This window comes from Nocardia sp. CY15, from assembly GCF_009829295.1.
In the GTDB taxonomy this organism is placed as follows: domain Bacteria; phylum Actinomycetota; class Actinomycetes; order Mycobacteriales; family Mycobacteriaceae; genus Nocardia; species Nocardia sputi.
Genome location: NZ_VUOT01000020.1, coordinates 44543 through 63637 on the forward strand (window position 1 = coordinate 44543; position 19095 = coordinate 63637).

The 19095-nt window shown below is 65.4% G+C and carries 17 protein-coding genes; 9 read left to right on the forward strand and 8 right to left on the reverse strand.

All coding sequences use genetic code 11. The features are described 5' to 3' along the window. The first annotated feature begins 569 nt into the window (after window positions 1-569). Window positions 570-1145, forward strand: coding sequence for a transglycosylase SLT domain-containing protein (locus GVY39_RS21085; protein ID WP_159927181.1), 576 nt, complete (start codon window positions 570-572; stop codon window positions 1143-1145). A gap of 247 nt (window positions 1146-1392) precedes the next feature. On the opposite strand, the gene GVY39_RS21090 is transcribed toward GVY39_RS21085, so the two are convergent. Then, window positions 1393-2754 (reverse strand): helix-turn-helix domain-containing protein, encoded by a 1362-nt coding sequence (locus GVY39_RS21090; protein ID WP_159927183.1) that lies wholly within the window; start codon window positions 2752-2754, stop codon window positions 1393-1395. Between the two features lie 143 nt (window positions 2755-2897). Here GVY39_RS21090 and GVY39_RS21095 point away from each other — a divergent pair, with 143 nt between their 5' ends. The 3 genes from GVY39_RS21095 to GVY39_RS34515 all read left to right on the forward strand — a co-directional run bounded on the left by GVY39_RS21095 (window position 2898) and on the right by GVY39_RS34515 (window position 4465). Next, complete coding sequence (locus tag GVY39_RS21095) at window positions 2898-3113, forward strand: hypothetical protein (RefSeq protein ID WP_159927185.1); 216 nt, start codon at window positions 2898-2900, stop codon at window positions 3111-3113. Next, a complete protein-coding gene (locus GVY39_RS21100; RefSeq protein WP_159927187.1) occupies window positions 3110-3448 on the forward strand; it encodes a hypothetical protein in 339 nt (112 codons plus the stop codon). Before GVY39_RS21095 ends, GVY39_RS21100 begins: the two co-directional genes overlap by 4 nt. Window positions 3449-3943: 495 nt before the next feature. Beyond that, window positions 3944-4465, forward strand: coding sequence for a hypothetical protein (locus GVY39_RS34515; RefSeq protein ID WP_240679467.1), 522 nt, complete (start codon window positions 3944-3946; stop codon window positions 4463-4465). 26 nt (window positions 4466-4491) lie between these two features. Here the strand turns inward: GVY39_RS34515 and GVY39_RS21110 are convergent, their stop codons facing one another. Beyond that, the gene (locus tag GVY39_RS21110) at window positions 4492-7938 is read right to left on the reverse strand and encodes a phosphotransferase (RefSeq protein ID WP_159927191.1); all 3447 of its coding nucleotides are present in this window, start codon (window positions 7936-7938) and stop codon (window positions 4492-4494) included. Between the two features lie 181 nt (window positions 7939-8119). On the opposite strand from GVY39_RS21110, the gene GVY39_RS21115 reads away from it, so the two are divergent. From GVY39_RS21115 to GVY39_RS21125, 3 genes are all read left to right on the forward strand, one after another. Next, the gene (locus GVY39_RS21115) at window positions 8120-8629 is read left to right on the forward strand and encodes a YbaB/EbfC family nucleoid-associated protein (RefSeq protein ID WP_223517311.1); all 510 of its coding nucleotides are present in this window, start codon (window positions 8120-8122) and stop codon (window positions 8627-8629) included. A gap of 270 nt (window positions 8630-8899) precedes the next feature. Beyond that, window positions 8900-9601 (forward strand): hypothetical protein, encoded by a 702-nt coding sequence (locus tag GVY39_RS21120; protein ID WP_159927195.1) that lies wholly within the window; start codon window positions 8900-8902, stop codon window positions 9599-9601. Between the two features lie 57 nt (window positions 9602-9658). After that, the gene (locus tag GVY39_RS21125; RefSeq protein ID WP_159927197.1) at window positions 9659-9973 is read left to right on the forward strand and encodes a WXG100 family type VII secretion target; all 315 of its coding nucleotides are present in this window, start codon (window positions 9659-9661) and stop codon (window positions 9971-9973) included. On the opposite strand, the gene GVY39_RS21130 is transcribed toward GVY39_RS21125, so the two are convergent. The 6 genes from GVY39_RS21130 to GVY39_RS21150 form a co-directional block, all read right to left on the reverse strand. Continuing rightward, entirely contained in the window at window positions 9963-10409 is a 447-nt protein-coding gene (locus GVY39_RS21130; RefSeq protein WP_159927199.1) for a hypothetical protein, read from the reverse strand. The two genes, GVY39_RS21125 and GVY39_RS21130, sit on opposite strands and share 11 nt — an antisense overlap. An 85-nt stretch (window positions 10410-10494) precedes the next feature. After that, window positions 10495-10863, reverse strand: coding sequence for a hypothetical protein (locus tag GVY39_RS21135; protein ID WP_240679468.1), 369 nt, complete (start codon window positions 10861-10863; stop codon window positions 10495-10497). A 158-nt stretch (window positions 10864-11021) separates the two neighbouring features. Further along, a complete protein-coding gene (locus GVY39_RS35010) occupies window positions 11022-11156 on the reverse strand; it encodes a hypothetical protein (protein ID WP_255466236.1) in 135 nt (44 codons plus the stop codon). 6 nt (window positions 11157-11162) lie between these two features. Beyond that, window positions 11163-11384: a hypothetical protein gene (locus GVY39_RS21140; RefSeq protein ID WP_159927203.1), complete on the reverse strand. Its 222-nt coding sequence runs from the start codon at window positions 11382-11384 to the stop codon at window positions 11163-11165. A gap of 153 nt (window positions 11385-11537) precedes the next feature. Next, window positions 11538-11756: a hypothetical protein gene (locus GVY39_RS21145; protein WP_159927205.1), complete on the reverse strand. Its 219-nt coding sequence runs from the start codon at window positions 11754-11756 to the stop codon at window positions 11538-11540. A gap of 607 nt (window positions 11757-12363) precedes the next feature. Next, window positions 12364-12516: a hypothetical protein gene (locus tag GVY39_RS21150; RefSeq protein ID WP_159927207.1), complete on the reverse strand. Its 153-nt coding sequence runs from the start codon at window positions 12514-12516 to the stop codon at window positions 12364-12366. Between the two features lie 178 nt (window positions 12517-12694). On the opposite strand from GVY39_RS21150, the gene GVY39_RS21155 reads away from it, so the two are divergent. Together GVY39_RS21155 and GVY39_RS21160 are read left to right on the forward strand one after the other, a co-directional pair. After that, window positions 12695-12925 (forward strand): hypothetical protein, encoded by a 231-nt coding sequence (locus GVY39_RS21155; protein ID WP_159927209.1) that lies wholly within the window; start codon window positions 12695-12697, stop codon window positions 12923-12925. A 2213-nt stretch (window positions 12926-15138) separates the two neighbouring features. Continuing rightward, the gene (locus GVY39_RS21160) at window positions 15139-19092 is read left to right on the forward strand and encodes a toxin glutamine deamidase domain-containing protein (protein ID WP_159927211.1); all 3954 of its coding nucleotides are present in this window, start codon (window positions 15139-15141) and stop codon (window positions 19090-19092) included. Window positions 19093-19095 lie beyond the last annotated feature (3 nt).

Here is a 19095-nt window from a genome sequence, read left to right on the forward strand (position 1 = left end):
CGCGCAGGAGGACGACCTGGCACGCCGACGCAGGGGCCACGCAATGAGGACCGCCGACCGTCGAATTCTCCGATGCCTTGTATGGGAGGGCATCAATCGGATGCAACACCCCGTCCGTTGGTCGGTGATCGGATCGAGACGAAACGTAGAGCTCGATAGGGAGAATTGCATTTTGTGGTGCACATCACGTTTGAGGTCAAATCGTATATATAGGTAGGGTTTTGAATGCTCTGACCAGCTATTCCAAGATCGGCAATTGCATTCATTAACTGCTCGTTTGCCTGATGTTCATCTGCCGTGATCAATCTGAGATCAGGTCGCAAGACCTGAGAAACCAGCTCCACAGCCCACGGCTTGTTTCTCTTCGGGTACGGCAGCGGCATCGACGGGGCACCCGCCCCGAGTAATCCACCGCGTCGCGCCGCCAGGAATGCGAACCCTGGCTTTCACAACGAAATCCGAAAACAGCACACGAGCCGAGACGGCGAACACCGCAGCTGGTGCCCGCCGTAGGTCCGCTCTTGCCTTCTCGAGCCGGATCCCCGCACGATCAAGGAACTGATTTCTCGATGCCCGACGCACGCCTCTCTCGTTTCCGCCACCTGTCGCTTCGTAACGGCGCCGTTCTCGCGGCCACCATCGGCGTCATGGCCGTCGGCTTCTCCGCCGGTGTGGCGGTGGCCGATGACAGCGCTCCAGCACCCGTCACGCCGGTCGCCGAGGCCGCGCCGATCAATGGTCTGGCCTTGCCCGCGCTGCCCCCGTTGCCTGCCCTACCCGCGCTGCCGCCCCTGGGGTTCCTCCCCGCGCCGCCGCCGGTCTACGAGGACAACCTCGACGGCTGGATTCGCCAGTCCCTCGACGTCATGCGCGTGCATCACATCCCGGGTAGTTACGAGGGCATCCACCGCAACATCATGCGGGAATCCGGCGGCAATCCCCGTGCGATCAACCTGTCGGACTCCAACGCCGCCAAAGGCACACCATCCAAGGGCCTGCTCCAGGTGATCGACCCGACGTTCAACGCCTACCACGTCGACGGCACCCCCTTCGACATCTGGGATCCGGTCGCCAACATCACCGCCGCGTGCAACTACGCGGCCCACCGCTACGGCTCGATGGACAACGTCAACGGCGCGTACTGAGTTCGGCCACACCTCGACGGTGCCTCCTCGTCTCACCGATGGGGAGGCACTGTCGTTTCCCGGTACGACCACGGGTTCACCACGATGCATTACTGCCCGGCGATGCCGCTTTCCCACATTTGTGGTGCCAGCGGATCTCGCCCAAGCGCGGCGAGTGCCCTCGGGAAGGTTCTCCCTCGACTCCGAAGGCGGTGACGGCCGGGGCGCACCGTGGTGCCCGACCGGGCGTGCCGCACGCCGCGCTGGGCTAGACGTGCGCCGCTCGCTTCGCCAAGAACTCTCGTACTTCGGGCACTGCGGAGTGGGCACGAACCTCAGCCACGATTGCGTCGATTCTCTGGTGCAGGCGCGTGGAAGCCAGGCCCACGATGGTGTCGTAGTTGTCGGCGAGCAGCGAGCATGCTCGGGCAGCATCACCGGCGTTGACGAAGTTACGTGCGAGGTTGACCTGCCCCGCCGCTCGCTCTCTCGGCCAAGCCGCAGAACTGTCGATAGCGGCTTGTATATGAGTGGTCGCTGCCTCGTGTTCACCCGCCCACATCTGGGCTTTCCCGGTAACGAGGTTCAGTTCGGATTCGGGCAAGAACACCCATTCGGGATCGTGCCCTCGAGTGGATTCGTACGCGCGGAACGCCCGGCTGAGCGCCGCCGTCATCGCGGCCTTGTCTCCACGGGCTCCATAAGCTTCGGCTTCTCGAATCGCCATCAGCGCTCGCAATTTCGGCCCGCCTTCACGAAGAGATGCCCGCGACGCGGCCTGCGCGTACTGCACCACCAATGGGTTCTTCTCCATCTCTCCGGGGAGGCTGATCATGAGGCAGCTGGTATTCCCCAGCGCATGCGCGGCCGCGATCCCGTCACCAGCCGCGTTCGCGGCGTTCGCCGCATCCGCGTAATACCGCCGCGCGTCATCGACACGACCCGCGTCGTAGTGCACCCACCCGGCGGCGGTCATCATCTCGGCGGCCGCGCTGGTGAGCGACCGTCCGACCGCTTCGGTATAGCTGCCGTGGTGGAGCAACTGTTCGACATAACGGACTTGATTGGCCGCCATCCGGCACAACCGGTCGCCGCCGACCACCAGATCCAGTTCATGGATCTGGTTCACGCTGTCGATAATGGCTTCCACGTCGCTCGCGCCGACTTTCGCACCGGAAGGCGACGCGGCTTTCGCCGGGGAAGTCGCCGACATCATGACGGCCCCCGCGCTTCCCAATGCCCCTGCTCTGAAGAAGTTGCGACGGTCCACATCTGCCTCCTGGTCCGACTCCACCACCAGTATGGCAAGCGGAACCTGAAGCGCACGGGCTACGAGCCGTAGCACGCGAACGTCGTGCGAGGCCGGGCCACCGCGCTCCAGACCCGAGACCGCGGGCTGCGAGAAGTTGATGAGCGCGCCCAGCTCCGTCTGGGTCATGCCGATCGATTTCCTGATCCGCCGGATCACTTCACCGGTGGTCATGTACATGGCCCAGCGTCCCCCGATCGTTGGTCGATTTCCCCCACAGCTTCGCCCCCTGAAGCGATTGTCCGCGCAGAATATACGGCTCCCCGGATAGCCGGAACGGAAACCGGAATCCGCAGTCCCGCCTCGCTGTTCGCCGCGCATAGCTTCGGTCGCGGGCGCCCGGTGCCGGGCCGACGCCGCCCGCCGCAGCGGCGCATCGGCCCGCCAGAGTGGCGGGCCGATGGCGAGAGCCCCCGGCACCGAGCGCCGTCCCCAGACCGGTGTTCGACACAGAGAGGCATCCCGTGTCCACGAATTCCCTCGCCATCTATCAGCTCATCGCCCTGTACGACGTAGCCGCGCACCAGGCGCCGATCCTTCCGTTCACCGTCGGTCAAGCCCACGAGGTGATGCGGATTCACATCGCCTGCCGCGCGAAACACTGCGCCCGCAAAGCGGCGGCGCGGCAGGTGCTGATCGACGCGGGGCGGATGGTGCCCGACACCAGCAAGCCCCGGTGAGACCGCAAGCCCCAGCCGATCCGCCCGACCCGCGTCGAATCCGCCACATCCGCATCGAATTCGGTGAGTTGCGTCTGGACTATCCGGCCGGCGCGGAACAGGCCCGCGATGTGGCGGACCACCTGGCCGAACACTGCCCAGAGCTGCTCGTGACGGTCGACGACGAGCTGCGAGACGACCTGCCACCGCTGCCTTGCGCACAACTGTGGGAGGACACGCCTTCCGGACTTCGCCCGCCTTCCGCGAAATCGCAACGCACCAGGCTCATGTCACCCGGAACTCAGCTCCAGCTGCCCATCCAGCCCGACGCATCGGCAGTGGCTGCCCACCTATGAGCGCGACCGAACTCATTCTCATCCGGATACGCTCGGTACCGGCGCAGTGCCGCGCTCCGTGTGCTGGCACACCGTGTGGATACGCTGTTGCGCAGTGCTATTCGCGCACGAAGTAGACGCCAATACTCTCCGGTAGCCGCGCATACCGAGTGAGCAAGCTGTCGATCACACATCGGCCCTGGTCACATCGGTACTCCCGCCAGTGACAACAAACACACACATAGCGACACCTACGCTTGCCCTATGCCTCGCTGGAGCACGCACGATCGGAAATCAGCGAGAGTAGGTCGGCTGGCACGACTCGGCGGCGATCTTGAAACACTCTCAGCGACAACGCTTTCGAGTGCCAGGACAAGATCGGTCAGTTCCCCTGTGAGCAGACCGGAGGCGCAGTCGGATGCCGACAGCGAAGCAACAGGACCAACGTCTCCCACCGTGCGCCCGGGCTCGATCACGCCGAAGACAGAATCCGTCTCGCCGACAACGGCAATGGCGATGCCCCCGCTTCCGCCACCACGGCGGCGGGACGACGAGCCGCATCGACCGCACAACTTCGGCGCGGCCGCGCTCGTCGGGCTCTGCATCGGACTGGTGCTCGTCGTGGTGTCCGGTTGTCTACTCGTCGACCGCTCCACCGGAACGACGGCCTCGGCCACGCCGATCCGTGCCAGCGCGCCGACCACCACGACACCTTCGCCTACCGTCCGCACGACACCTCCACCTACCGTCCGCACGCCTCCCCGAGCCGCTCCACTTGTTTCCCGCCTCGGAATCGGGATGACCTTCGGGAAAGTCACCGCCAACGACGGCACGACCCTGGTGGTCCGAAACGCGTTCACCACCGGCACCGCCAAGGTCCGCACCGACGCCGACACAAAGGTGCACGTCCTGGCCGCCAAACAAGCATCCGACATACGCATCGGCGCCATCGTCGCCGTCTACGGTCGGCGATATGTCGATGACGCGATCCTCGCCGATGTCATCACCGGCATCTCCGTCGGCTCACCCCCCAAGTAATTCTCGTTCGTGCGCTTGCCGCCGAGTCAAGGCCGCCCGCGTAACGCGGCTTCCACCTCCACCTCATCGACGGGCTCTCGCTGTCCCCACACACTCCGTGCCAGGCGCAGCTTCCCGGCCATGCTGACCACCAACGCCACCTCCGCGGCCACATCTCCGGCTCCCTCCCGGAGCAGTTTGCTGTAACGGACCGCATCGACGACGACCGATTTGACCCGCTCGTGGTCGAGGTACGTCCGCAGGTCACGACGCCACTCGCCGGTCGCGGCCTCGGGCTCGGCGGCGATCCACTCGGCGAGGAACGCCTCCTGTTCTTCCGGGAGATAGCCCATCTTGTGCAGATGGGTGGCCACGTCGTAAACCGGGTCGCCGTACAGGGCGAATTCCCAGTCGAGGAACACGACCCGGCCGTCACGCACGATCATGTTCTTGCGATGCACGTCGGCATGCACCATCCGAAAGGGTCTCGGCTCGAGCGTGTTCCACGACGCGTGGATATCCTCGAGCGGCCGATCGGGAACGCCCAACCGGCGGTAGAGGTCGCCGAAATCCGCGCTGCTCTCGCGGTACACCCGGGTGGTGACAGCCGACAGTCGCCCGGCGAACCCGGCGGGATCGTCGGTCCAATCGGTATCGACCGGTGGCAGCAACTCTCGTGGGATGCGCCGGAGTTCCGCGAAGAGCGCCGCCACATCCGCCGGAACATGAGCCGGAACCGGCACGCCACGCGGCGCGATGCCATCCAGCAGGTCGCCATCGATGTAGTCGTGGATCTGGTAGGCGGGGCGGGCCGATTCCCAGCGCAACTTCGGCGCCGAAGCGACGAAGGGTTCGATCGAGATCAATACCGCCGCTTCGTGCCACTGCCGCAGATCCATCACGTCGGCGCCTTCGACGGGAATCCGCACGTTCACCGCTCCGGACACGCCGTCGACCCGCACATTGTGGTTGTAGTACCCGGCGGCCGATTGTGAGCGGGAAAGCGCGTCGTCGTACATCGCCTCGGCGTCGACGCCGAGTACCCGCGCGATCACCCGTGCGGCCTCGCGGTCCATGTTCGTTCCGGGCGTCGGCGGCTGGATTCGCGACCGCGCGCCCGCGGCGGCTTTCGAGATGTCGGGTTCGGTCCAGCCATACAGTGCCAGGACCGCTCGCGCCACGAGTACGAGACCGGGGTAGACGTTGGCGCCCTCGAACTCCGAGATAGCCCATCGCGCACTGCGTACCGCGTCGTCGCGTTGTCCTCGGCGCGCGAAGACCCCTGCGCGGAACAGCTCGGCCCTGGCCCGGCCCGATCGGTACCCGGCCTGTTCGAGGATCTCGCACGCTTCGGCGAGCGCGTGCTCGGCGGCGTCCAGCTCCCCGAGCGCCAACCGCGCCAAACCGAGTGCCGTGTAGGCCTTTCCGAGCTCGTGCAGGGCGCCGAGTTCCCGCTGCCGCACGATCGCGGTCCCGGCGGCCTCGATCGCCCGCGACGGGTCGGTGAGCGCCAAGAGTTCGGCCACATTCGTCGCGATGTTGGCCTGCCCGACGACGCTCCCCGCGGCCAGGTAATGGGTATCGGCCTCGGCCAGATACTGTGCGGCGCGCTCGGTGTCGAACGCCAGCCGGTAGGCGAGATGACGCAGCCGCGCCACATCTCCCAGGAACTCCCGGTCGTCGCCGTCCGTCATGGCCACGAGTTCCTCGCACATGGTCAACGCCTGACGGAATCGCCCCTGGCACATGTGCAGGTCGGCGGCCCACTGACCGGCGACGAGCCGTGCTCGCCCCGATCCCCGCGACCACACACTCTGGTAGATGGCCAGCGCGTCGTCGGTGTCACCGAGTATGCGGCGGGCGTTCGCCGCGGCGACGGCCAACCGCTCCGCGATCGGTCCGGTCCTATCCAGAGCGACGTCCCTGGTGAGCCGATCGGCTTGCTTGGCGTCGCCGAGCAGCACCGCCGCTTCCGCTTCCAGGCACCGCGTCAGTTCCGACAGTTCCGCCATACCTGCCAGGTTCTCATGTGGATCGTTCAGGTAGCGGTCCAGATCGCTGATCACTCCGCCGATCCCCTGGCTGCCGCCCGCCGCTTCGATCCGATCGACGTAGTGCAGCAACGTCACCGCGGACAGCATGCCCGAACGAACACCGTGATATCCCGCCTCCCGCAGGGCGGTGACCCGGCCGGTCGGCCGTTCCGCACGCACGAACCAGAGGTTGTGCAGCATCGCGTGCAGGGTGCGCCGAACATCCGGATCCAAGCGCCGCTGCAACGCGTCCACCATCAACTGGTGCAGCTGGAAGCGCGGGCCTTCGTCGCTTTCGTCCGCCGCGTACACGAACGAGTACGCGATCAGGGACTTCCACGCCGCGATGTGATGAGGCAACTCGAACTGCTCGGCCACCGCCGTGAAGATCTCTCGATCGAAGGTACGAGGTAGCCCCAGCAGCTCCAGCATCCGGACCTCGTCGGGGCGCACGTGCTGGAGGAAACGCTCGAGAATCGTTTCGGGGGATACCAATTCGGCAGGGGTCACCCAACCCGCGCGGGTGCGGGCGTCGATGGCCAGATGCAGATAGAACGGGACACCGGCACTCGAAGCGGCGATTGCCGCGCGCTCGGCGGGTTCCTCGATTCCCGACGAATTCAGCAATTCGAAGCGGGCATCCATCGGCAGGTCGTCGACCGCGACCGCCCGAACTCGGGTGGACCACTCCGGATCGTGCCGCTCCCAGCCCAGTGGCTCGCGGCTGGCGATCACCACCAACCCGGTGTCCAATTGCGCCACTACATCGCGGAGCCAAGCATCGGACGCCGCGGCGCGGCCTTCGCGGTCGGTGCCGCCCATCAAGGCTTCGTAGGCGTCCAGGAAGACCACATAGGGCCTACCTTCCGTCCCGCTTTTGAGATCTTCGGCGAACAGGTAGGAAACGGCTTCCTCCAAGCTCGCCAGGCTCAGCCGGTCGAGTTCCTGGAGGATCGGATCGTGCCGTATCCGATGTGTGCGGATAGCGCGGCGCGCACCGAGGTCGAGCAGCCGGGTCGCGGTGCCGAAGACCGGTATCCCGGTCGCGTCGTTGAGGATCTCGGTCAGGATCTCACTGTGCTCGGCGAGCGCCAGCGAATCAGAGGTAAGACGCAGATGCGGATGCATGCGCTGCCACAACACGGCGCAGGCGATGTCGAAGCGGTGGAATTTGATCTTCTGCGCACCGAACTGGACCCGCAGCACCGCGAGCCCGTCCGCGGCCTGACGATGACTCGGCACTTGCAGATCGAGCACCGCCGCCGGATGTTTGCGCTCGACCCGCGCTCGCAGCTCGGTGACCAACCGGGACTTACCGATTCCGCCGATGCCACTGAGCAGCATGACCCGGGGGTGGTCGGCGGCTTCGGTCAGTAGTTCGTCGAACCGGCTCAGCACCTGCTCACGATCGACGAATGGACGGCTGGCCGATCCCGGCTGAAAACGCGCGGTCAACACCATGGTGTGTTCCCCCTCGTGACGAGCACGCAACGATTCTGCCAGAGCGGGTCGCGTTCGGACCCGCCCTTCAGTTGCGGCGCCCGCGGGACGGGTGATGGAATCTGACATTCGATGGAACCGAACGTCGGGCCGCTACGTCAGATTCAGCAACGGACCGAATTCTCGAAGTGGGGGTTTGCAGGTGCAGGACAGTGGGCGCGACGCGACACAGCCATCCACCGACGCGCTGCGTGATCAGGTCGATTCGCTGCTGGAGGTTTTCGAGCAACAGCGCAGAGACCTGGCCGACGCTCAGTCCGCGATAGCGAGCACCACGGTCACGGCGTGGTCCTCGGACAATCTGATCCGGGTGGTCAGCAACGCCGCCGGTGTTCCGGTGGAAGTCCACGTCGAGCCGGAGGCGTTCAAGCGCTCCACACCGGACAAGCTCGGGCACTCCATCACCGAGGCCGTCCAGGCCGCCGCCCGGCTGGCGCTGGAGGCGACCCGACAGGCCGTGGCCCCGATCGAAGCGTCAGGAGAGGGTATTCCCGATCTATCGGATCTGGTGCCCGGCGCCCCGAGCATCCGTGATCTGGTCCGCACGATGTTCCCGGAACCTCCCACGCCACAGAACGAGCCCGCAACGCTGGACGAGGAATCCGAGGACGAGTACTACCGCAACCGCTCCTACCTGCGGGACCGCCCGTGAGTTGTTTCCAGTCGGTCCGGATTGGCTGCGAGCCAATGCCTTCGGATTGCCGGGGCAACTGCGTCCCGCCATCCGATCGGACCGATGAGAACACAGCCGGGCCGATGGCTACGGCCATCGGAAGTCACTGATCTGGTGATGACAACAAGCGGGCGCTCCTACCTGCTTGTGCTGCACGTTACTTGCTTTCGAGAGGTGGGATTCTGAGTTGAGCCCGTCGAGCTGCTCATGGATGTCGGTCGCTGTCCGAAACCGCGACGGGGAGCGGTGATGGCAAAGCACAGTATTTCGGACTTCATGGAGCCGTATTTCCGGCGCCGGATCTTGCCCGAGCCAACGGATTCGGACTATGCCTGGGCGCGAGCGAACCCCGGCAAGTGGAAGTACCTCACGGACCCGAGGGCCGACAAGTCGGCGATCCGGAAGGAGAACGTGCTCGGCGGGTGGTTGGCCGACGACAACGGCGGGATCGCCGAGTACTGGGTGAACCCTGAATTCGTGCCGGTCCCGGAGTCGGCCGGCGTGGAACTCGCGAACGAGTTCGAGCTGGTGCTATGGCGAGCGACGTGGGGGTTCAACACCATCGCCTGGCTCATCGAGGCGTTCAGCCGCAGCGAGTTCACCGTGGTACTGGCCGCGGACGATCCGCAGGCTCAGCGTGGGTGGCCGTTCCGCGTCCTCGATACGATGACCTCTTCCAGTCCGATGATGATGTTGGATATCTACACCTCGCCGGGCAGGTTGCCGAAGGACGTGAACCCCTGGCTGCGGCGAGTTGTCTCGGGCCGGGAGTTGCTCGAGCAAGTGTGTCCGCAGGAATCGGTTTGGCTGTCGGTCAACCCCGTTCCATCCCTCAACTCGGCCGACGACTTCCTTTCCGCCACCATTCCCGGTTCGGATCTGACCGATTGGTGGCGTGAGTGGTCGGACGGCCAACGTACCCGTCCCGCAGCAGAATCCGATGCAACGTAAACGCCTGGAACGGCCCTCCGAGTACTACCGCGACCGCTCCTACTCACAGGATCGCCCGTGACCAACTTCCGTGTCGACCCGGATGCGCTGCGCGCCACCCGGCCAGGCTTCACCGACGTCGCCGACAAGATCGCCGCTGCCGCCGCCGACCTGCGGCGGGTCATCGAGACCGAGGGCGAGTGCTGGGGTTCGGACAAGATCGGCCAGAGCTTCGCCAAGAACTACACACCCGATGTCCCCAAAGCGTTGACCAGCGTCGACAACCTCGGCAAGACGATGACCAACCTCGGCGACAGCATGGTCGCCATCGCGAACACGGTGCAAAACCGTGACCAGGCCAACGCCGCCCAGATCGACCGGATCACCACCTGATGGGTATCGAAATCCCGGAGTGGCTGCAATGGGTCGCCAAATGGGTGGTCGGCGCGGGTGATTGGCCCGAGGGCGACGAAACCGCGATGCGGCGAGTAGCCGACGCATGGTCGGGGATGTCGGCCGCACTGAACGAGCTCGACGACGACGCCGCGCACACGATGCAGCAGGCGTTGGCGGCGATCGACGGACAAACCCATGACGCGATCGCCGCACACTGGGACACCTTGGCAGGCAAAGAAGGTGCCTGGCAGGCGCTGGTCGGATATATCGACAAATTGGCCGACCAAATCGGTGACGGCGCAGCCGATATCGAGCACACCAAGCTGGTCATCATCGGCGCGATGGTCATCTTCTCGATCGAGGTGGCGCCCTTGCTGCTGACCGCCTGGACCGGGTTCAGCGCCGGAGGCGCCGTCGTCCTGCGAATAGCCACACAGGTCACCATCCGCATGGCGATCAAACAGCTGATCGCCCGCCTGCTCACCCGCGCCGCCGCCAAAGCCGCCGCCCGGGTGGCCCTACTCGGCGCGATCAACGAGGCACTGGAGGAAGGCGGCCTGGAACTCGGCGTCAAAGTCTTCCAAGCCGCCACCGGGCGCCGCGACGAAATCACACTTCAGGACGTGAAGGCCGCTGGAATCGCCGCCGCCGCGGGCGCGGCGGGCGGCGCGGTCGGTGGCGGACTCGGCCGCAGCGGACTGTTGTCCGGTGTCGACGACGTCGCCGCCAGCCGCCTCGGCCGAGCCACCGTCGCCGCCACCACCGAAACCGCCACCGGCATCGCCGGCGAAACCGCCGCCGCAGCGACAGTCGCCGCGCTCACCGACCAACCCTTCAACCTCACCCTCGAAAGCATCACATCCTCCGCCGCACAGGGCGTTCCGCACGGCCTCCACTCCGCTGCCAACGACACGGACACAACGTCGTCCCCACCCGACCTGAGCGATTCGGGCCCGGACCTACCTGCACCCAGCGACAACCAGCCACCCGAACGCACTCAACCCGCACCCGGCGACACCGGAGACCGAACACAGCCGAGCAGCTCTCAGCCGCAACCCGAAGCGACCCAGCCCGCGAGCACCCCCGCCGACGCCGACGGGACCGACAGCGACTCCGTCACGTCGAATCCCCCGGAGAACACCACGCCTGCCTCGACGAGCTCGGCACAGCCGCAGAACACGACGGCTCACACGAGCGAGGTCGGCAACGAGAACTCCGGCCCCACCCCGGCCGGCAGTACCGATTCGACCTCGAACAACCCACAACCCCAGACTCCGGCCGCAACGCCTGTCAGCGCCGAGGGAACCTCGACTCCGTCACATGCCGACAGCCCATCCGATAGCAGCACCAGCACGGTGATTCCGGATCCGGGCCCACCCACGCTCAGCGGCACCCAGACGACGTCCATCGACGACACAGCACACAGCAACTCCGACGAGCAAGACCCGACCGGAACCACGACTTCGCCCGCCCCTGCGGCTTCAGCACACATTTCGAGCGAAATAGGCGGACAACCGACCGCCCCATCGAATCCCGCGCCCGCTGCCTACGATGCGGCTGATCAATCCGGCTCCCAACCCAGCATCCAGAACCGGTCGACCGCCGACGATTCGCCGCCCCTCCCCGACCGCGCCGCCCCGGCACCTGGCCAGCGCGTAGACGCGTCGACCGCACCGGACACCGCGACACCGAGCACGACCGGCCCCCTCGCCGCGACACCGCCCGCGACGCCTACATCCAGATCGGATGCCCAGGCCGATTCGCCATCGGACACCGTCACCTCGAGCGCTGTGGCAACAGCATCTCCAGCGGCCGTGCCGCCCAACACGCTCGCCGGACCTTTCGCGCCCGCCATCGACCCGGGCCAGCGCTCGACCGTTTCCACTCCAGACCCCGCTGCATCCGTCGGTCCAGCACAGTCTGCGACCGCCGCCACACCTCGGCCCGATCACCCCGCGCGCCCGAGGACTCCCCCGCAACCGGTCTCGCCGCCGACCACGACCAGCGAGCCCGGCAGCACCGGCGCCCCACCAGCCGACCTGGCCCACCGCGCGAGCCCAGCCGACCGTGCCTCATCGGGCGGTACTGCGCGCACGGCACCTTTCTCCGACCGCACCGCGGCCACCGATATGCCTAGACGGGACGACACGTCGGAGGCGGCACAGCCCAATCGACGAGCCGACCCGAGTACTCGGCGGCATTCGAACACGAACGATCCAGGCGCCACCGATTCCGAGGCGATGTCGTATTCCGGTGGCGCCGTGCGTCCACGCGACGACTTCGCGGCGTTCGAATGGGCGGAGGACGCCTACGACCATTTCCGCCGCGACGACGGTGACATCGATGACATCGCGCGCACACTCGGTGAACATCCGCGCACCGACGGCTCACATTTCACCCGCGACGATGTGGAGCAGATCAAGAACCATCTGTTCCGCGAAGAACACCCCATCATCGACTATGACGGCAACCTGATTCGACGCAGGTTCGACGCCGATCCGGCCATCGCCGAGGCATGGATCCGGTTGCGCGCCGGACATCCGCTGCCCGCCGATATCGTCTTACTCGAACACGAGCTGGCCGAGTCCACCTACCTGCGTGCTGATCCCGGCTCGACGTATCAGGACGCACACGCCCACGCGAATCTCGACCATCACTGGTCCAACGACATACCGCCACGAACTGGCGAACGCTACGACACACTGTGGGGACGACACGATGGCACTGCTGATCTACTACAACCAGACCAAGGACAACCCGAGCGAAGTGGAGTACCGGTTCGGGGAGACGAGGGACAACCTCGATCGCACACTGATCATCGACAAGACGAGCAACACCGCCCGCACGGACCAACCGGAGGACGGGATCTTCCGGGCGGCGGCAGGACAGATCATGATCCGGGCCAGACGCGAGAAGCAGTGGCCTCGCAACGGCGTGATCGCCTCGTAACCGAGGACAACCGTCCGCGCCCGGCACACTCGCAAGCGGACACTCCACGCCCGCAGGAGTCCGACCGTGGACCCCAGGGGACGACGGACCGTGTGGCAGCGGTGCCACCTCGTGACGTTCCGGATTCTTCGGGCACCGCGCCGCATCGACCTTCGTCGCCGCGCGGGCCGGTCGAACTCAGCTACAACGACCTTCGGGTGATCGAGGATCACGCCACCAGGCACGGTCTGGTGGCCGCCGACATCGTCCGCGGGGTCCAAGACGGCACGCTGCGTGTCGGACAGTACGGCGTCTACAAGAACCCGGAACAACCGCCACTCCACGAGACTCCCGACAAGCTCGACCCGGAGTACCTCACCGAGGTCGTGGATCACGACCTGCGCGATCCCGTGCGACGGCGCTACGCGAGCGTCGAACCCGACGCATTCGAACCCGGCTGCGCCGACAACCTGCTGCCCGATCACCTGACCCGGTCCATGCCCGGCCAGGCGCTCGACGACGCGACTGCGCCGATCGACCCCACGAGGTTGGTGGTCAACTATCCCGGCGACGGCCTGTCGCCGGTATGGCGGGACAGGAGCGCTGAAGACGCGTTCCTGGACGCCCGCAACGCCCTGTTCCGCATGGATTCGCGGGGGCCGGAGATCTTCGACCTCGGCTTCTCGCCACGCGATCCCGACAACCTCAACATCGGTGCGCACGTCGGCCACACCGGCCCCGGCCAAGCAGACGGCTTCGTGTCGCTGTCGAGGAGTCCGGAGCACACCATCGCCCGGGAAACGGACATCGCGGGCAACGACCTCGACCGGCTCGCCGATGAGGGGCAGCTGACACGTCTGCCCGACGGCACCTTCCGGCAGACGATGTATATGCACGAGCTGTACCACCCGCACGGCATCGACGTAGACGCCACCTTCCACGACGCCACTGCCCATAGCCGATACAACGCGGGCAGCCACAGGGAAGCCGAGGTACTGGCCCCTGGCGGGATATCCGGCGACACCGTCTACCGCGTCTGGCCGCGGGAGATAATCGTCGACGCCAACGGGAACCTGGTATCCGTCAGGGTCGGCGAGCCCGTCTACAACCCGCGCTTCGCCCACCTGGACAACCCCCGCTTCGCCCACACCCACGATATTCCCGCTGTCGACCGAGGACGACAAGCGGGAGAGCACGCTCAGCAGCAGGATGCGCACTCCGGGCAGCACAGTCCCCTAACGGAACACGCACCACCGCACACGCAGGTTCCCCGCCCGGAACCTCCACCGCACCGGTCGGGTTTCGATCCGAACGTTCACAGGTACGTCGCGCATTTCAACGACGGTCGTGTCATCCCGCACGATCCCTTCTACTACGGCCGATACAACCCGCACATCGGCCGCTACCAGCCGACACCGCAGGAGACCGAGGCCGCCTACGCCCACCCGCTGGGGCAGAGCCCATACGACATCCAGGTGCGCAACTGGCTCGACGGCCACCAACAGCACACCGACTACCGGGCTCCCGAATCCCAGCCTCCGACACAGCAGGACCCGTGGCGGTCGATGCGGGCGCCGGAATCGCTCCCGCCGACTACTCACGAGCCGAGACAGCGCGCACAAGAGAACCCTCGTTCCCATGGCGAGACGCAACGCCTGAGCACACAGCGCACGCAGAATCCGTATACCGAGCGCCCGCACCCGGACGCTCCGCACGTGCGGGAATCCGATCGTGGCCGGGTGCCGCCACGCGCGCCCGAAGCACGCGCACCCGTAGCCGATCTGTCATCGATGCGAGCCCCCGAATCGCTGCCACCACAGCCGCGTGTCCCATCACCACCAAGACACGTAGCGGAACCACACTCACCCGTCGCTCCCCATCGGTCGGGCCCCTCCACGTCTGCGCCACATAATCCGAGACGACCTGCCAACCGCGAGCCCAGACAACACCTCGACACGCGCATAGAACGGCACATGGGATCGGGACCACAGCGTCAGGACCCTCATGTCACTGTGCCACTGCATGATCCGCACAGCTCCGCACCCCCTACCGAGGTACCCGATCGTCGCCGTCCGATAGACCCGGAAACACAACGGGCACTCGAAGCGCGCAATGCGCGCGAGAACTACCGACGACGAGCACCCGATCGAGTCATCGCGGTTCGGCCGGACCGAACGCCCGGCATCCCCGCATACGAGATGCGGCGGTACGCGGAAGGACCCGAGCATGTTGCCGTGGTCAGCGTGCGGATCCACCTCTCAGCCGGTCCGCAGATCTCCCCGCAGGAAATGCGGAATCTGATCGAAAACGCTCACTTGGCGACAGACCGTGCCTTCAACTACGGCCACCGATTGCTCAGCGGTGACTGGCTGCTGGTCGACGTCGTTTTCACCGACGACCCGTCCACCGCCCACCTGTCCGTCGACGTCAACCGCGAAACGGCCGACCCGAGAAGCTGGCATCCACACGACAGCTCCGAAACGCTCACCAACCACCTGCGCGAGCATCTCGGACTGCCGGCCGACAGCCGGAATCAGCCGACCGTCCGTCCGGAAGACCTGCGACAGATCAGCAACGACATCGCCGCAGCGAACACCCCCACCAGATTCACCGGTCTGCCCGAGACTCGCGTCATCGACCACAACCGGCTGACCAACCTCGAAAATCGCTCCTACCAGCAGATTGTCGAGGACTCGCTGCGTGACGGCGACCGCTTCACAGTAGGTGCCGACCCACGTACCCACCCGTACGGGCGACTGATCAACGACGGCGGTCCCGGATTCCCCGGACGCGGCAACAACTGCCTGGACAGTGCACTGGCAGCGCTGTCATCGTTCTTCGGCAGGCCGCAAGTGTCGCTACCCCGCTACCCGGACCGGCTTGCCGACGGGACCATCGACCAGACAAGCGGCGAGCGCAATGGCCCGCAGCGCGCAGCCGACTGGCTCGGCAGCAGCTTGCGAAACCACGCCGGTACGCCCGTGCCGGATCAATTCATGGCGCTGCACAATCAGATCAGCGCCCACGGGCCTGGATCGGCCGCCTTGGTCATCAACGAGTGGCACGCCCGTGACCCCCGAACCAACGCCTTGCTGTACCACCAGGACGGGGCACCGGTCATCGACGGCAGCCATGCCACCGTCATCGTCTACCCGCTCGGCGCGAGCGGCCCGGTCTGGTGGGACCCCCAGCAAAGCACCTTCTCGGACCGGCCTCCAGCCGACATGATCCACAACTCCGCTGGCTTGTGGTCGATACCGATCCCACCGAATCAAGGAGTGAACAGTGCCGGAATTTCGAACCAGAGAGCAAGTGGAGCAGTATCTGGCACAGATCTTCAGCCCCGACCAGGAGTATCGGATCTACCAGTTCGAGCACTGCTGGGTCTGTCGGCCGATCTCGACTCCCGAGCAGATCGCGAACGGTCAGAGGCTGGGCTTGGGGAACTACGTGGTGAACGCCGAGACGGGAGTGGTGACAGCTCACGCGAGCCTCGCGCCGACCATGATCGGGGAGAGGTACGACGAGGCGATCCGCACGGGCCAACCGGTACAGGGCTACCAGGTGTATCCGCCGACTTGGCGGGTGTCTATCGAGCGGACACGGGAAGACGCGAAGGAGATCGAGTACCTGCTCCGAGCGACGTCACTGACCGATCCACCGGAACCGAGCAGCGAACACCAGCTCGTGATCGACAAGAACACCCTGTCGTTCAGTCCGACGGACAGCACGTCGGCGAACGCGGTTTCCTGGGCCGAGATGCGCAACCGGACGGATGGGACCTGGCCGCGACAGGGGACGTTCGACTTCTAGACGGCGCCGCTGAGCACGACGGCCCAGCAGCCTCCGTACCAACCTCCACGCAAGCCACCTCACCGAATACAAACACGCAGGTACTACCGATCCCAGCCCGTCCATCGGCGCCTGCCGACCCAGGACGCTCACGGGATCGTTCCGACGAACCCGCTGACCGCCGACATCCGCCGAATCCTGCTCCGGGCCCGAGCGCCGAAGATGCACGACGCTACGACCCCGCGTTCATCGAAAACCTACGAATCAGCAACTCCACCCCTGCCGACCGGCCCGACACACGGCCCGTCGAGCGAAGCGCCGACCCCAACGCCGCCACGATATTCGCCGAAAACCAACGCATCACCAACCCCACACCCGACAACCGCCCTGAGACGCCGCACGTCGAGCGGAGTGCCGAGCCCCCTCCCCGAGATCTCGGCATGCGCGGTGCGCAAGGGCAGATCCCTATCGAGAGGCTCGTCGACAGCGTTCGCGACCGTGTTGCCCAGGACCCCAAATTCGAACTCAGCTACAGCGAAAGGGATCTCAACAACCTGATCGAGCACGGACGTCGACTGGGAATCGATGATCGCGGCATCGCCGACCTCATCCATATCGGTTCCCGCCTTGCGAAGCCCATCACCGCTGACGTGCTCGCACAGCACATGGAGAACTGGGCCGATGTGGTTTCCGATCGCGGCTACCCATACCGCTTCGAAGACGCCGGTCACTTCAACGCGTTCGCCAGGGATCTCGATCGAATCCTCCACGATGCCGGATTCGGTGACCACGGCATCTTTGTCCAAGGATCGGCGCTGCGGAGCCCCCAAGCGAACGACATCGACATCGCTGTCGTCATCGACCGTGACAGGTTCCATGCAATCCTCGTGGAGCGCTACGACGGACGGATAGCGACCAAGGCCACCGATGCGGCACCAGGCGGTCCTCTGACCCTGAGAGGGCTCACGCGGGCCGAACTTCAGGCGCTGGCCCAACGGATACACGAAAACCCGAAGGCTTACAACAACCAGGCGCTTACATTCGCCAATGCAGTTCGAAAAGGCGTGATCCGATCGACGCACGACATTTCGAAATCACTCAAGGCGGCAGGCAAGGAGATTCAGAACAAATATCCGGAGCTGAACATCGAGGATATTTCACTGATCGTCCCGGGCAGCGACTTCGATTCCAGTCCCGAGTTGCCCGTTGTCGAAACCACCGACAAGGATCGCGCGCACGAACTCACTCGCAGACTGGAGGCCGCTCGGGAACTCGAATTCCAGCGTGACCTGGCCGACGGCCAACGCGGGAAGTTGCTGGCGCAGCTGAACCCGCATATACGGGAAATCGTGCAACTGTCGAGAGATCTCGCCGAGACGAATCGAGTGCAGAGCGCGGCGGAGTCGCTAGGGTATATCCAGGCTCGCGAGGCGCTCGATCGGATCCGGGAGGCACTCGAACGCGGCGCTCCGCTGACCGACGTGAGTAAAGATGTCGCACTCGCGAAGGAGCGCATGGCCGCAGCGCAGCAACTCGAACTCCATAGCCGCCTCGACGCGCTGCGTGAACTTCAACTAGGCGAGCACAGACAGGTTGTCGCACAAATCATCGAACTCGATGTGCGCGAGCGGAACCTCTCGACCACGACCCAGCTGGAGATCACTGAGCGAGCACTCGTCGAGGTAGCCACCCGAGAAGTACTGGAATTCCGCAACCAGCAGCCGGACGTGCGTACCCCCTCCCTCCAGCTCGAACTGAATACTGCACGCGAATACGAGCAGGCCCTCGCGCGCGGCCAGGCGCAGGACCTCGGCGAGGTGACCCGGAATTTCGACGCAATACAGCGCGCCATCCGGCACGAGCAGGCAATAGAGGCGCGCCGGATCGAAGAGCTGGGGCTGGATCCAGCGCATCGGCAAATTGTGACCCAGGCGCTCGACACGGACCGCGCTCGCACACTCGGCAAAGCAGCGGAAACGTTGGGCAAGGAAATCGTGCGACAGCACCACAACGAGATCGTCGGGCCGAGCAGAGTTCTGCAATTGACTCCGGATCAGGCAAGGCGCCTAGATATACAGACTTATTCGCTGTGCCTGGACCTCACACCGACAAATTTCGATCATGAAAGGAGTGTGTACGTGTACGAGCCGCCAGGGCGACCTCCCGTCCATGTTCCCTACGATTCGCCGGAGCGCCGATACGCGCAGGCTGTCAAAGCCATACGAGACGGGCTTTCCCCACAGGTGGTCGAGGTCGATTACCTACGGTCGATCGGCCACGCTACGGCAGCGGAGGAAGCTGTCCGCCGAAATCCCGAGGTGTCACCGCGAGTAACCAGAGCGCGGGCGCTCGAACTCGAACGTGCACGGCAGCTCCGTATCGAACGTGACCGTTGAACG